Source organism: Formosa agariphila KMM 3901, from assembly GCF_000723205.1.
Lineage (GTDB): Bacteria > Bacteroidota > Bacteroidia > Flavobacteriales > Flavobacteriaceae > Formosa > Formosa agariphila.
The window spans coordinates 3,952,559-3,969,211 of record NZ_HG315671.1; the positions used below are offsets into that span (position 1 = coordinate 3,952,559).

General features: G+C 34.7%; 10 protein-coding genes. 6 read left to right on the forward strand and 4 right to left on the reverse strand.

The genetic code is table 11. The features are described 5' to 3' along the window. Positions 1-2: 2 nt before the first annotated feature. From BN863_RS16675 to BN863_RS16685, 3 genes are read right to left on the reverse strand one after another with little or no spacing between them, the layout of a single operon-like run. A complete protein-coding gene (locus tag BN863_RS16675) occupies positions 3-1,343 on the reverse strand; it encodes a sugar MFS transporter (protein WP_051774905.1) in 1,341 nt (446 codons plus the stop codon). A gap of 46 nt (positions 1,344-1,389) precedes the next feature. Continuing rightward, positions 1,390-2,103, reverse strand: coding sequence for a LytR/AlgR family response regulator transcription factor (locus BN863_RS16680; protein ID WP_038532523.1), 714 nt, complete (start codon positions 2,101-2,103; stop codon positions 1,390-1,392). Beyond that, a complete protein-coding gene (locus BN863_RS16685; RefSeq protein WP_242404047.1) occupies positions 2,100-3,140 on the reverse strand; it encodes a sensor histidine kinase in 1,041 nt (346 codons plus the stop codon). Before BN863_RS16685 ends, BN863_RS16680 begins: the two co-directional genes overlap by 4 nt. A gap of 754 nt (positions 3,141-3,894) precedes the next feature. Between BN863_RS16685 and BN863_RS16690 the strand changes: the two genes are divergently transcribed. From BN863_RS16690 to BN863_RS16710, 5 genes are all read left to right on the forward strand, one after another. Further along, entirely contained in the window at positions 3,895-6,984 is a 3,090-nt protein-coding gene (locus BN863_RS16690) for a SusC/RagA family TonB-linked outer membrane protein (RefSeq protein WP_038532526.1), read from the forward strand. Between the two features lie 5 nt (positions 6,985-6,989). Beyond that, the gene (locus tag BN863_RS16695; protein ID WP_038532528.1) at positions 6,990-8,582 is read left to right on the forward strand and encodes a RagB/SusD family nutrient uptake outer membrane protein; all 1,593 of its coding nucleotides are present in this window, start codon (positions 6,990-6,992) and stop codon (positions 8,580-8,582) included. 97 nt (positions 8,583-8,679) lie between these two features. Continuing rightward, the gene (gene nagB / locus BN863_RS16700; RefSeq protein ID WP_038532530.1) at positions 8,680-10,608 is read left to right on the forward strand and encodes a glucosamine-6-phosphate deaminase; all 1,929 of its coding nucleotides are present in this window, start codon (positions 8,680-8,682) and stop codon (positions 10,606-10,608) included. A 6-nt stretch (positions 10,609-10,614) separates the two neighbouring features. Further along, positions 10,615-11,040, forward strand: a complete 426-nt coding sequence (locus tag BN863_RS16705; RefSeq protein WP_038532532.1) for a hypothetical protein — start codon at positions 10,615-10,617, stop codon at positions 11,038-11,040. 17 nt (positions 11,041-11,057) lie between these two features. Beyond that, on the forward strand, positions 11,058-13,097 hold the full coding sequence (locus tag BN863_RS16710; RefSeq protein ID WP_038532534.1) for a beta-N-acetylhexosaminidase: 2,040 nt from the start codon (positions 11,058-11,060) through the stop codon (positions 13,095-13,097). A gap of 99 nt (positions 13,098-13,196) precedes the next feature. On the opposite strand, the gene BN863_RS16715 is transcribed toward BN863_RS16710, so the two are convergent. Further along, entirely contained in the window at positions 13,197-14,690 is a 1,494-nt protein-coding gene (locus tag BN863_RS16715; RefSeq protein ID WP_038532537.1) for an aminotransferase-like domain-containing protein, read from the reverse strand. Between the two features lie 69 nt (positions 14,691-14,759). On the opposite strand from BN863_RS16715, the gene BN863_RS16720 reads away from it, so the two are divergent. Then, complete coding sequence (locus tag BN863_RS16720) at positions 14,760-16,583, forward strand: TonB-dependent receptor plug domain-containing protein (RefSeq protein WP_038532539.1); 1,824 nt, start codon at positions 14,760-14,762, stop codon at positions 16,581-16,583. The last annotated feature ends 70 nt before the right edge of the window (positions 16,584-16,653 follow it).

Here is a 16,653-nt window from a genome sequence, read left to right on the forward strand (position 1 = left end):
TCCTATGCTTTTTTTAATCCAACTTTATGTCCGTACACGGCATAAAATAGAATAAACACATAACACGGAATTAAAATCCAATATCCTGAAGTTGCAGAGTTAGCCATAGCTGTCGCTTGATCTACACCTTGAGTCATTAATTCCTCTTTTTTACCATCGACTAATAAACCATATAATGGCGGAATAATAGCTCCCCCAGAAATAGCCATAACTAATAAGGCCGAAGCTGTTTTAGTAAATTTACCCATACCTGTTAACGCTAAAGGCCAAATTGCTGGCCAAACTAGAGCATTCGCAATACCTAAAGCTGCAACGAATAATACTGAAGTAAATCCGGTAGTATTTAAAATACAAAGTGAGAAAATAATTCCTAGAATAGCACTAACTTTTAAAGCCAACACTTGACTTACATATTTAGGAATTAAAAACACACCCAACGCATAAGTTGCTACCATAGCTAACAATGTCATTAGCGTGAACGATTTGGCTTCTTCACCAGGCATTCCAAGAGATAATCCGTAAGAAATAATAGTATCTCCGGCAATAACTTCTGCACCTACATACACGAATAAAGCAAGTACACCTAACCATAAATGTGGAAATTGAAAGATGCTTGTCTTTTTTACAATTACTGATCCAGATGTAGCTTCTTCTTCAACCTCTTCGGCCTCAACATGTGGTAACGGCGCTTTTGTAATTAACGCCGCAAGTATAAATAACACAACAGCCATAATAATATACGGCGTTACAACGCTATCGGCCATTTCGTTAAGCAACGTTGTTTTTTCATCTAAAGACACTCTGGTTAATCTTTCATTAATTTCATCGATACCAGATAATAAAATTGCACCAAAAATTAAAGACCCTAAAGCACCTGCTATTTTATTTGCAATTCCCATAATAGCAATACGTTTAGCAGCACTTTCCATAGGCCCTAATATTGTTATATACGGATTAGAAGCAGTTTGCAACAATGTCATTCCCAAACCTTGAATAAAGATTCCGGTTAAAAACAAGGTATACGTTCTAGCTTCGGCAGCAGGAATAAAAACCAAGGCACCAACACCCATAACAGCTAAACCTAAAGACATTCCTTTTTTATAGCCTACTTTTCCTATAATATAAGAGGCTGGTAAAGCCATAACAACAAATGAAATATAAGATGCTGAAGCTACTAAATACGATTGCGCATCTGTAAGCTCGTTTATGGTTTTCATGAAAGGGATTAAGGCACCGTTAATCCAAGTAACAAATCCGAAAATGAAGAACAATCCGGCAATAATTAGTATAGGCACTAAAGAAGTATTCTTCTGTGCCGCGTGTGTTTCTGCGGTTTTAGACATGATGTTTTAGTAAGTAATTATTTAATTAATATGTAGTTGTTTTAATTTAAGAATCTTCATTTTTAAAGATACGCTCACGTGCAATTTTTACGTAATTCCTCCCAATTGGGATTCTACGATTAGCAATTTCAATAGTATTTCCTTCTACCGATTTAATTTTATTTATAGAAATGGTATAAGACCGATGTACGCGTAAAAAGTTAGATTGTGGTAACTCTTCGGAAATAGCGGTTAAAGATTTATGAACCACATAATCTCCTAAAGAGGTTATCACTTTAATGTAATCTTTAAGGCTTTCTATATAGAGAATATCATTTAAGTTCACCTTAATTAACTTCTTACTTACCTTAAGAAAAATATGAGGTTCTTGTTGTAAGTTTAATTCTGAAGTTGCATTTGTTATATAAGCCTGCTGGTAGACCTTATTCATGGTTTTTAGAAAGCGATTAAACGGAATAGGTTTCACTAAATAATCTAACACATTTAACTCGAAACTTTTTACTGCATATTCGCGATAGGCTGTGGTAAAAACTATTAAAGGTTTATAACTTAGGTTTTCAATAAAGGCAAAACCACTTAATTGTGGCATATTAATATCTAAAAAAATGACGTCGATTTTTTCTTGTTCAATAATAGGATATGCTTTTAAAGGATTATTAAAAGTCGCCACGATTTCTATGTGATCGAAATTCTTTAAATGATCCTCTATAACTTTAATTGCTAGAGATTCGTCGTCAATTATTAAGCATTTAATTTTCATCGAATGGGAATTTTTAAAAACAGGTTATATGTATTATCCCTAATAGTAGTTTCTAATACATAATTGCTACCAAACAATAAATTTAATCGCCGCTTGGTGTTTGCAATACCTATACCTTGTTCGTTTGTAATATCGGAATTAGAATTGAAACTATTCACTAAATTAAACTCTAAATAATCTTTTCCTTTGACTTCAAAACTCATTGCCACCGTTACTTTGTCACTATTTTTTAATCCATGCTTAAAACTATTTTCTATAAACGTTAAAAACAGTAATGGCGGCACCTCAACATCTTCAATATTTCCAGTGATGTCTGTTTCAAATTCTATACTATCGTTAAAACGCAAACGGGCAATATCTATAAAGTTATTAATATGATTTATTTCTTCAAACAAATCGGCTTTAGAACTATTAACTTCATATAGCACATATTGCATCATATCTGATATTTTTATCACCAATTGCGGAGCATTATCAGACTTAGATAAGGTTAGCGCATATAAATTATTTAAGGTGTTAAAAAAGAAATGTGGCTGAATCTGTGTTCGTAAATATTTAAGCTCTGTACTTAACTGTAACTTTGCTAAAGCTTCATTACGTTGCTTTTCTATACTCCAATCGATAAGCAATTTTATAGCAGACACAAACCCGATAACATATAATTCGCCTAAAACCACGGCCACTATATGGTTTAGTTCTAAAAACTGTCCAGAACTCCCTGCCTCTGGCCAAATATTTTTGGTTACTAAAACGTAATTTAATCCCGTTCTTACCAAATACACCATGGCCAACATAAATATCAGCCAGAACAAATAACTCCAATAGCGCTTACGCAACACTAATTTCGGAATTAATATATATACATTAATATAAACTACTATAATATGTATAGGGAACTCTATTAAATTGGATTTCAACGAATACCAATAATCATTAAAGTAACTTCCCCACCTTATGACATTAAACATAAAGTATCCCAACCAAAATAGGATGTGATATTTTACTGAAATAGATTGTTTGACATCAATTTTAAACAATGCAACGTTTTTTAGAATTCGATGATAATATTTTAAAGAAAAAGGGTAATCATTAAGCAATTTTAATAATATAATAGTTAATTCACAATTAAATTCACCTTTCTTTATTTCACGAAAAACGCTTATCTACCACTTAATGTTATTTATATGTTAAATCGTGTCGTTTAGATATTTAATTTCAAAATAAATTTGAGGAAAGTAAACATGAATCAAACACCTGAGATTTAACACTAAAGGTTTTGTTTATAGTTAAGAAGTAATAAAAACAAATTCACCCTAAATACAGAAAGACTAAAACTAGAAAACATATTTTTTTTAGAATCACAAAAAGGCTTCCTCTAATTATTAGAGTCTTACAATTGAGCAATGCAACACACAAAAAAACACTAGACATCTAATTATCAACAACTACACAAACTGCTTATTAATAGAATTACAATTAATATAATAAACCTCAACTTGAATATGCTGTACTCATATTAGGCGAACAATACACCTAACATCAATTTAAAATAATTCAACGTTTTTAGTTATTTCATAATAATACTTCAACAAAAAGACTAAATATTAAAAAAATTAAACAATACCATAATCATTCTCTAACTATATTCACCTTTTAGCATTTTATACAAAACGCTTGTCCATGGCTTAATGTTATTTATATGTTAAATCGTGTCGTTTAGATATTTAATTTTAAAATAAACATAAAAAGAAATAAACTTGAATCAAATAACAGAGACTAAACAATCAAATTATGAAACACTTTTTAAGAATGACCTTCTTATTTTCTTTATTGTTCTGTAGCGCACAAGCAATGCAAGCGCAAGACAAGGAAATTAAAGGAACTGTTACCTCTAAAGTAGACGGCATGCCGATCGCAGGGGTAAATGTTGTGGTTTTAGGCACATCGAATGGAACACTAACAGATTTTGATGGGAACTATACATTAGACGCCAGCCTAGGAGATGTATTAAAATTCTCATATTTAGGAATGACAACCTCTCAAATTACGGTTGCTGCTTCAAGTACTTATGATGTACAATTAGATGAAGATAGCGAGCAATTAAACGAAGTTGTAGTAACGGCTTTAGGTATCAAGAAAGAGAAAAAAGCCTTAACGTATTCTGCTCAAGAAGTTAGCGGAGACGAATTAACACAGGTAAAACAAACCAACCCAATTAACAGTTTATCTGGAAAGTCGGCAGGTTTAACTATTACAAAAAGTTCTTCTGGTTTAGGAGGCGCATCTAAAGTGGTATTAAGAGGAAACTCTTCTACGTCTAACAATGACCCGTTATATGTAATTGATGGTATCCCGATGTTAAACAGCGGAAACGGTTCTAACGGAAACGAGCCTGGTACCGATATTTTTGGTAGCCAAACAGGTAACCGTGATGGTGGTGATGCTATGTCGTTAATTAATCCAGACGATATTGAAAGCATGACTATCCTTAAAGGTGCTTCAGCTTCGGCTTTATACGGTAGCCAAGGGGCTAACGGTGTAATTTTAATTACTACTAAAAAAGGTAAAGATGGTGCTCTTGCAGTAAACTTCAACTCAAGTTTTACGGTAGACAATGTAACTTCATTACCAGAGTTACAATCTGAATATCAAAGTAAATCTGTTGGACAGCCAATTGCAGAAAATGGTCGTGTTGCAGATGCTAAATCTTGGGGAGATAAAGCTAGCGGATTAAGTAATGATGCTAAAGATTTTTTCCAAACAGGATTCACCTCTATTAACGCTTTATCGTTAACCGCAGGAAACTCGAAAGCTCAAACGTATTTCTCTTACGCAAATACAGTAGGTGAAGGTGTTATTCCAGAAAACAGATTAACACGTAACAATATTACATTAAGAGAAACTGCAGCATTCTTCGACAATAAAATTGAAGTGTCTGCAAGTATTAACTTATCGGATCAACGTATATGGAATCGTCCAACAAATGGTTTATACTCTAACCCGTTAACAGCGGTTTACCTTAATCCTGTTGGAATTAGTAGAGATATGTACAAAGACAAGTACGAATATTTCAATACAAACTTAAACCAAATGGACCAATATGCTTCGTCTTTCGATGAGAACATACAACAAAACCCATACTGGTTAATTAACCGTAGCCCAAGTAAAGATATTGCACAACGCGTATTGGCTAATGTATCTGTAAAATATAATGTTACCGAAAATTTCGCTTTACAATCTAGAGGAAGTTACGACAAGTCTTTCTTTACATTCGACAAAAGACAATATGCAGGAACAGACCCAGTAAACTCTGGAGATAATGGACGTTATGTTTTAGAAAAAACAGAAAACACACAACAATACATCGACTTAATAGCATCGTATAACAAAGACTTGTCAGAAAACTTTTCTTTCTCTGGTCTTTTAGGAACAAGTTTAACAAAATACCAACTGGGAGATCAAATTTTATTAGACTCTGGTCGTGATGGTGTAGGTCTTAACTATCCTAATGTATTTACAATTGCAAACTTTGCAACTACAAATAACATTAAACAATCGGTTTTAAACAGAGAAGTACAATCGGTTTTCGGATCATTAAACTTAGGATATAAGGATATGTTATTCTTAGATGTTACTGGACGTTCAGACTGGTCTTCTACCTTAGTACATACAGATTCAAATTCATTCTTTTATCCTTCTGTTGGTTTAACAGCGGTATTAACAGAAATGTTCGATATGCCAGACTTTATCTCTTTCGCTAAAGTAAGAGGATCTTACGCAGAGGTAGGAAAAGATATTCCGGTATACGCTACTATTCCTTTAAACTCAATAAACAACACAAATACAGGAATTGGTACTGCCCCTTTTGCTCCTATTGAAGGTGAGACATTAGAGCCAGAAAGACAAAAAGCTTACGAAATTGGTACAGAATGGCGTTTCTTTGGTAACCGTTTAGGTTTAGACTTCACATACTATAGTACGAATACTTACAACCAAATTTTCTACATCCAAGCTGAACCAAATCCAAACGGATATGCACAAAACATTGTAAATGCTGGGGAAATTTCTAATAAAGGTATCGAACTTGTATTAAACGGAAAACCTGTAGTTACAGATAACTTTACCTGGAATACAGCTATCAACTTTGCTAAAAACGATAACGAAGTGATTGCAGTGCACCCATCATTACAAAACGGTGAAGCTATTATTACTGCTCGTGGTGTAAATGGTTACGAGTATTCTTTAATTGAAGGAGAAGACTTTGGAAGTATTAAGGCGCGTTCTTTAGTTAGAGACGAAAATGGCACACCAATAATTAACTCTTCTGGAACACTATTAAGCACAGATTTCGAAACTGTAGCACATGCTCAACCAGACTTTACATTAGGATGGAATAACTCTTTTGAATTTGGAGACTTCCACTTCAATTTCCTTATCGATGGTAAATTTGGAGGTGATGTTGTAAGTGTTACTGAAGCTGTAAACGATAAATACGGTGTATCTCAAGCTTCTGCAGATGCTAGAAATAACAACGGCGGAATGATAAACGTTGTAGACGAAAGTGGTACTGCTTCTCAAATCGATGCACAAACGTATTACAATGCAATTGGTGGTAGAGATGGTATGTTAGGAGAATATGTTTACGATGCCACTAACATTAGCTTACGTGAATTATCTGTAGGGTACAAATTAAATTTAAACGATAGTACGATAGATAACATTAACTTCTCTCTTATCGCAAACAACCTTTTCTTCATCTATAAAGATGCGCCTTTCGACCCGAATATTGCAGCAAGTACAGGAATGGGATTACAAGGAGTAGATATTTATAACCAACCTTCTACAAGAAGTATCGGATTAAATGTTAACATAAATTTCTAAGAAAAATGAAAAATATATTAAAATACACATTGGCATCTGTTGTTGCCATGAGTTTATCAAACTGTACTGGAGATTTTGAAGATATAAACACAAATCCAAACGGAATCTCTCAAGAAAGTTTAACACAACAAAACAACCATATAGGATCTCGATTTTCACCAATGTTTTCAAATGTAATTCGTGTAGAGCCAGCCTGGAACTACCAATTACAACAAAACTTGAATGCAGATATCTTTTCAGGATATATGACTTCGCCTACACCTTTTGCAGGAAACATAAACAACCAAACCTATAGTTTAGTAAATGGTTGGAACGGTTTTATTTGGAGCGATGCTTACGATGCTAACGACGGAAATGGTGTTATGCCTTACGCTCGTGAAATCACCCAACAAGTAGAGATTTCTGGAGACCCAAACGGGATTAAATTTATTTTCTTATCTAACATCATTAAAGTTATGGCCATGCATCGTATTTCAGATGTATTCGGACCAATACGTTACTCAAAATTTAACGATTACGATACTACAGGACAATATGATTCTCAAGAAGAAGCTTACAATGCATTTTTCGCAGATTTAAGTGAAGCTATAGATGGTCTTGAACCATTTATAGAAGATGCACAATTTACTGCTTTCGACCAATCATCTCTTGGTGGAGACATTGGGCAATGGAGAGCTTTTGCTAACACATTACGTTTACGTTTAGCAATTCGTGTTTCTAAAGTAAATCCTACTTTGGCACAAACTCAAGGTGAGCTTGCATTATCTAGCAACGCTGGATTATTAGAATCTCAAGACATGTTAGTAGATATGGGTGGCTTTGTGCATCCCGTATTAACAATTAGCCAGGTTTGGGGAGATATTGCCATGAGTGCAGAAATGGAATCTATCTTAACTGGATTTAAAGACAACAGAATTTCAACTTTATTTAACGCAGCTTTAGACCCTAGTCTAGGAGCGTACAAAGGGATTCGTCAAGGTATAGAAATTGAAGCAAAAAGTGAATATGGAAGCCACTCGCCTATTGGCTCTGCCGTAAGTGGTTCTAATAAAATCTGGATGACTGCTGCAGAAGTAGCCTTCTTAAAAGCAGAAGCTGCCTTAAGAGGTTGGGCTGGTGCTGGAGATGCTAAAGCAAATTACGAAGCTGGTGTTCGTGCTTCTTTTGCACAATTTGGAGCCTCTGGAGTTGATGCTTACTTAGCAGATACAACAAGTACACCTGCAAATTTTGTAGACGCCTTAAACCCAGATAACAATATTGCTTACAATTCAGATGTTAAAATTGCATATAACGAAGCAGGTTCTAAAGAAGAGCAATTAGAACAAATTATAACTCAAAAATGGATTGCTATGTTCCCTGACGGACAAGAAGCATGGAGTGAATTTAGACGTACGGGTTACCCTAGATTATTCCCTGTAGTTGTTAACAATAGTGGAGGAACAATAGACTCAGACATTCAAATTCGTCGAATCAATTTTGTAGACGTAGAGAAAAATACAAACGGAGCAAATGTAGATGCTGCTGTAGGAATGTTAAAAGGTCCAGACACTGGAGGAACAAGATTATGGTGGGACACTGGAGCATCTAATTTTTAATCCCGAATTACCGAATTATATAAATTGATTAAGTGTTGATTAGTTCACAAAGTAAACGGGAGTTGAGTCCCGTTTACTTTATCAAAAAAAAATTAAAATGAGAGTAGATAGTACTGATATAAAAAGTATAGCCTACACGGAGGCTGGAAAATTTGAAGAAACCCGTTTTGAAAAAATTCATAACGTAATTTTCGACTCTTCAAATGAAGCATCAATAATTGTTGCTGAAGAAATAGCTGCATTAATCAAAGAAAAGGAGGAGTTAAATCAGCCTTGTGTATTAGGTCTGGCTACAGGATCTTCTCCTATAAAAGTGTATGAAGAACTAGTTAGAATGCATAAGGAAGAGGGCTTAAGTTTTTCTAATGTAGTCACCTTTAACTTAGATGAATACTACCCTATGGGGAAAGATAATATTCAAAGTTATTTCTACTTCATGCATGAGCACCTGTTTAATCATGTAGACATTCTTCCTGAAAACATTAACATTCCAAACGGAATGGTAAGTGCAGACGATTTATATCAATATTGCATCGATTACGAGTTAAAAATTAAATCGTATGGTGGCTTAGATTTTCAACTTTTAGGAATTGGACGTACTGGACATATTGGTTTTAACGAACCGGGTTCACATTTAAATTCTGGAACCAGAAGTATTACGCTAGACCACGTTACAAGAGCGGATGCTGCGCCTGCTTTTTTAGGTATAGATAACGTACCAAGAAAAGCCATTACCATGGGAATTGGTACCGTAAAAAGCGCAAAACGTATTGTATTATTAGGTTGGGGTTTAAACAAAGCTAAAATCCTTAAAGAAACTATTGAAGGCGAAGAAACTTCAAGCGTACCTGCAACCTATTTACAAGACCACGACAATACTACTTTTGTTATAGATAGCGAAGCATCATCAGAATTAACACGCGTAAAAACACCTTGGCTGGTTGCTTCTTGCCGTTGGACAGACATTTTAAAACTTAAAGCTGTGGTTTGGCTTAGTGAACTATTAGGTAAACCTATTTTAAAATTAACAGATAAAGACTATAACGACAACGGAATGTCTGGCTTGTTAACCGAAGAAGGTACGGCTTACGATTTAAACATAAAAATGTTTAACAAACTACAACACACAATTACAGGATGGCCTGGAGGAAAACCAAACGCCGATGATTCTCACAGACCAGAGCGTGCTAATCCTGCTAAAAAACGTGTTATTATTTTTAGTCCGCACCCAGACGACGATGTTATTTCTATGGGAGGAACTTTCGATAGGTTAGTAGAACAAGGTCACGAGGTACATATTGCTTACCAAACCTCTGGAAACATTGCTGTTTCAGATGAAGAGGCTTTAAAATTTGCTGAAATTATCTGCAAATTAAATCCAGATAATTCTGAAGCTAAAGCGATAATAGACTTTCTGCAAAGTAAGACAGACAAGGATATCGATTCGAAAGCATTGCGACAATTAAAAGGCTTAATCAGACAAAGTGAATCTTTAGCCGCAACACGCTATTTGGGTGTAAAAGATGAAAATGTTCACTTTTTAAATCTACCGTTTTACGAAACTGGAACCATTAAAAAAGGGAATTTAACGTCGGACGACATCGACATTGTTACATCTTTAATTGAAGCTGTTAAACCTCATCAAATTTATGCAGCAGGAGATTTGGCAGATCCGCACGGCACTCATAAAGTGTGTTTAGATGCGCTTTTTGAAGCTATAGATGTGCTTAAACCAAAAGCATTCATGAACGATTGCTGGGTTTGGTTATACCGTGGTGCTTGGCACGAATGGGAATCTTACGAAATAGAAATGGCTGTGCCTATGAGTCCGGATCAGGTACTTAAAAAACGTCATGCTATTTTCTATCACCAATCTCAAAAAGATGGTGTCATGTTTCAGGGCGACGACTCCAGAGAATTTTGGGTTCGTGCAGAAGACAGAAATCGCTTAACAGCCAAAAAATATAACGATTTAGGGCTTGCAGATTACGCTGCTATTGAAGCGTTTAAACGTTATCATTTCTAAAATAGAATGAAAAAATCACTTTTAATAATTTCAGTTTTAATCTGTTTGTCTTGTAAAAACACTCCTGAAAACATACCAATTTCAGGAACTTGGAAAATGGTTTATGCTGAAATTATTGAAAATGATACTATTCAAATTAAAGATTTACAACATACCGAGTTCATTAAAATTATCAATGACTCACATTTTGCTTTTTTCAATCAGAATATAAATTCTAATGCACATTTTTACAGCGGTGCTGGCTCTTACGTTTTAAACGGACGAGACTATGAAGAGGTTTTGAGTTACACCAATTCGGAAGCCATTAAAAATCAAACATTTTCTTTTAAAATTCAAATGAAAGGAGATACGTTAATTCAGACTGGAATAGAAAAAATCGAAGCCGCAGGAATTAATAGAACCATTACAGAAAAGTACATTAAAATTAATTGAGCCTTAAATAAGACACAATGAAAAAAATCATATTACTATTAATAATCATAACCTTTAACAGTGCTTTGAGTCACGCTCAAGATGCATTAGCAAGTACATATGATTTGATGCCTTGGCCAAAAAACATACAGGATACGAAGCAAATCCTTCCTATTACTGAAAACTTAACTATTTCTATTGACGGTCCTGCACAAGACCGTGTACACTTTGTGGCGACCTCTTTTTTAAGACGCCTTTCTGGTAGAACGGGTGTATTTATTAATTCAGGTTTCCCAACTTCAGCAAAAGCTAATCCCAATGCAACGATTAAAATCAGCTATAAAAACGAAGGAAAACTGACTATAGACAACGACGAATCGTATCAATTAAACGTTTCAAATTCTGGTGCAACTATTACCGCAAACACAGATATCGGGGCTTTAAGAGGAATTGAAACCTTGTTACAACTTACAAGCAACGATGCTACTACATACTACTTTAAAGGCGCTTCAATTTCTGATGCTCCTCGTTTTGTATGGCGCGGTTTAATGATAGACGTATCTAGACATTTCCATCCCGTACATGTGATTAAACGCAATTTAGAGGCTATGGCTTCGGTAAAAATGAATGTATTTCACTGGCATTTAATAGACGACCAAGGGATTCGTATAGAATCTAAAGTGTATCCGCAATTAACAGATTTGGCTTCAGACGGGTTGTTTTACACCCAAAACCAAATTAAAGACGTGGTAGCTTATGCTTCAAAATTAGGAATACGCGTCATTCCAGAAATAGATGTCCCTGGACATGCCACAGCTATACTCACAGCCTTTCCTGAATTGGGAAGTAAACCGGGAGCCACTTATAGTGTAGAGCGTTATTCAGGTGTGTTCGACCCGACATTAGATCCTACAAACGACAACACTTATGTTTTTTTAGAAAATCTATTTACTGAAATCGCACCACTCTTTCCTGACACTTACTTCCATATTGGAGGCGATGAAAACGAAGGAAAACACTGGGATGCTAATGAAAATATTCAGAAATTTAAAAAAGCGCATAAACTAAAAACCAATCACGATTTACAAACCTATTTTAATATTAAGCTTGAGAAAGTTTTAAATAAATTAGGCAAAAACCTAGTGGGTTGGGATGAGATTATGACGCCAACCATGCCAACAACAGCTGTGATTCACTCTTGGAGATCGGAAAACGAAGGCCTTCCAAAAGGAGGTTCATTAATTGAGGCCGCTAAACAAGGCTACAACACCATTTTATCTAACGGGTTTTATATAGACCGTATGGAATCTGTGATAAAGCACTATCAAAACGAACCAATTGGCGATATCCAATTAACAGCAGAAGAACAAGCACGTATTCTAGGAGGAGAAGCAACCATGTGGAGCGAACTTACCACATCGGAAACTATAGATTCTAGAATTTGGCCAAGAACAGCAGCCATAGCAGAACGCCTTTGGTCGCAAAAAGATGTAAACGATGTAGATAATATGTTAAAGCGTTTAGACGTAATCAGCTACCGCCTAGAAGAATTAGGTATAACGCATATTAAAAACAAAGCTGTTCTTTTAAGAAACTTGTCGAATAATCAAGATATTTCTTCTTTAGAAACACTAATGAATATTTGCGAACCACTTAAAATCTATTCAAGAAATCAAGGCGGAACAGAATACAAAACCTTCTCTCCGTTTCGATTATTTGCAGATGCTTGTACTGTAGATGCTAAAGATGCCGTTAAGTTTAACCGCTTAGTAAAAAGCTATATGGCATCACCTACCGAAAACACTAAAGCAGAACTTATAGTGTATTTAAAACAGTGGTCTAAAAATCATGAGACATTTTCTAAATTAGAAAAAACACCCCTTTTAAATGATTTAGATTCATTGTCTAAAAACCTCTCTGAAGCGTCATCTATTATACTTCAGAAACTAACGAATACCACGCTTTCTGATTCTGCCAAAGCGCAACTACAAAACAATTTATCGGTTTTAAAACAAGATCATGTAGATGTTGAGGTTGCTATGGTAGAATCTTTAGAAGCACTCTCTAAATATAATTAATAGTTCATTTGAATTAGTTTGTTTGTAACCCCCGATATTTTTGGTTCATATCGGGGTTTTTGCATTACATATTAAAAACTAAAACGGTTATTATTCATCTTAAGAAATTACGGTATCGTAACTTAATTTTAAAGCTTGAACAACATCTGCAATTTCCGCTTCATCTAGGTGTCCAAACCCAAAACGAATAGCACAGGTATTTTTATCTTGATATAGCATCGTTTTCGGGATAAAAACATTGTTCTTTTCGGAAACTTCAGCAAATTTAGCTAACGAAATCTCAGGTTTAAACTGTAACCAGATAGCTAATCCGCCTGAAGGAATTTCGTATTGAATACTTTTTTTAAAAGACATTGAAAGATGATGAATTAAACAATCACGTCTGCGTTTATAAATTAGAATATTCTTTTTTATTAAACGATTAATCTCCCCTTCAGAAATTAATTCAGACAACATTTGCTCTTGAATTAAATCGCCTTGCTGATCGAGCAACTGTAAATAATTTTTTGTTTCTGAAATTAAATTTTCTGGTGCTACAACAAATCCGGTTTGAAAACTAGGAAACAAAGATTGCCCCATTTTTCCAAGGTAAATGACCAATCCATTTGCATCTGAACTCGCCAACGGCAACATGGCAGAGCCTTCGAATTGAAAATCGTAATCGAAATCGTCTTCAATAATAGCAAACTTATATTGCTTTGCTAACTGTAATAATTTTAAACGACGTTGTGCACTTAAAGTAATTGTTGTAGGATAATCGCGTTGTGCACAAATATAAATGCACCTTATGCTCCCTTTTACAAAATGCGTTTTAATATAGTCTACATCTAGCCCATCTTCATCTACAGGAATTGTTTTAATGATTGCTCCTGCTTGTTGAAATATCATATTCGAAGCATAATTACTTAAACGACCAACCAAGACAATATCGTTTTGCTTAATAAGCAACTGAGAAACAATATACAGACTCATTTCTGTACTTCGCGTACTGATTAGGTTCTTCGGTTTTATACGAAAACCACGAGTGGCATTCAAGTAATTACTAAGTTGGGTTTCAAACTCAGAATAAGACCCTGTTCTTGTTCTATTCCATTTTTTTATTAATGGTTTACGCTTCATTGCCGCACTATACCATCGCGCAAACTGAAATGTAGGATGTAATCTTAAATCGGGTTTACCGTCGTTTATAACATACTCCGATTTGGTTACTTGTGAGGTAGACGCTAAATGCATAGCATTATGAAAAGGAAAACCTGTAGTTTCAGAATAGGAATAGGCTTTATTAAAAGAATGAGCAGACGCTTTAATTTTGGCGGTTTTCTGTTCAGGAAGAAGTACAAAAGTACCTTTGTTAGGTATAATTTCTACCCAACCTTGAGAGGCTAACTCGTCGTAAATAGCGACAGCTGTATTTCTATGAATATTTAATAATTGACTTAAAGCACGTGTACCTGGTAACACCGACCCCTTTAATAAATAGCCGCGTTGTATTAAATTTACAATTTGTTCGGACACTTGAATATATACCGGTTTTGTTTTCGATTTATCAAATTCAAGCAACTTTTTAAAAAGGGTCTCAACCGGACTATTCATTGTTTTGTAACTGGACTATTTTAATAGTCCGTAAAGTTACGACTTTTGTATCGTATTTAATTTACAATCATGAAACCAATAAAACTAATTACCACTCTAAGCCTCTTAACAACAACATCATTCTTATTTGCACAAGAGCCTATACTAGAAGAACAATTAGAAGAAGTTATAGTAACTTCAAGTAGAATAGATCTTCCGTTTTCTAAAAACTCTAGATCTATAAACATCATAACATCTGAAGTTATTCAGGCTTCGGCAGCGACCAATGTTGCAGATTTATTACAACAAGTGGCCGGTGTAGATATTCGTAGGCGTGGAACTGCTGGTATGCAGTCTGATTTATATATCCGCGGTGGAAGTTTCGAACAAACCTTACTACTTATTGATGGCATAAAAGTAGATGATGCACAAACGGGGCACCATACCATGAATATGGCGTTACCAATTGAAGTTATTGAGCGCATAGAAATTATTTCGGGACCTGCCGCTCGTGTTTTTGGACAGAATGCTTTTACTGGAGCCGTAAACATTGTCACCAAAAAATACACAGAAGATATGTTAACTTTAGAAACACAAGGAGGTTCTTTTCATACTCTGAATGCTGCAGTGACTGCTGGTGTGAATTTAGAAGATTCTAATCATATTGTACACGTATCTAAAAACACATCTGAAGGCTACAGACATAACACCGATTACGACAATCAGAATTACTTTATTAAAAGCACATTCAATAAAAACAAATTACCAATAACGCTTTTAACAGCTTTTTCTGAACGTGATTTTGGAGCAAATGGTTTTTATTCAACACCTTCTGCAACCGAACAATACGAGGAAACACAAACGAGTTTAGTTGGATTATCTACAAAAATAAAAAAGGATGATTGGATTATAAAACCTCAGCTGTATTGGAGACGAAATCAAGACATGTATTTATACGACCGTAATAATCCTACTGGCTATAGAAACTTACATATTACCAATAAAGTTGGAGCACAAGTTAACGCTTCTTACACCTCTAACTTAGGAATTACAGGTTTTGGAGTAGATGCTGCCCAAGTGTATTTAGCTAGTAATAATTTAGGGGATCGAGATCGTTTCATGACAACAGTATTTTTAGAACATCGATTTAAGTTTTTTAATGATAAATTTGATGTTACTCCTGGAGTTGCTGTTACTTATTATTCAGATTTTAAATGGCACGCCTTTCCAGGTGTCGATATAGGATACGAATTAAATAACCATTTTAAAGTCTATGGAAACATAGGATATACTTATAGAATTCCAACTTATACCGATTTATACTATAGCGATCCAACGACTTTAGGTAATGAAAATTTGGAACCAGAAGAAGCTGTCGCTGAAGAACTTGGAATAAAATACAATAAAAATAATTTTAGTGCTTCTATTGCCCTTTTTAATAGAGATTCTAGAGAGCTAATAGATTATGTAAAAGAAAATGAAGACGACCTTTGGCAAGCCACAAATATTGCAGAAGTTAACACTATGGGTGTCGATGTATACACCAATTACAACTTTTTAATGGGCGTATATTCGCAAAGTATAAATGCATCTTACACCTACATAGACGATGATTTAAAAGATTTAGACTCTAACTATTCAAAATATTCTATCAACTCTTTGAAGCATCATTTTGTAACACGTTACTCCTCTCAATTTTTAAAAAATCTGTCGCAAGCCATTATTTATAAATATGCAGAACGTACTTCTGGAGAAAGCTATTCTGTGGTAGATGCTAGTGTAACGTATACATATACAGCTTTCGAATTTTCAGTGATAGCAAGTAATATTTTTAATACTGAATATACCGAGACAAACCTTGTGCCAATGCCAAAAGGTAACCTACTATTCGGATTAAAATATTCATTTAAATAAATTAATTATAAAGTAAATAACATAGTGGTTTTCGTTTTGCCTAACACCAGTATACTTAACCTACGTGGCA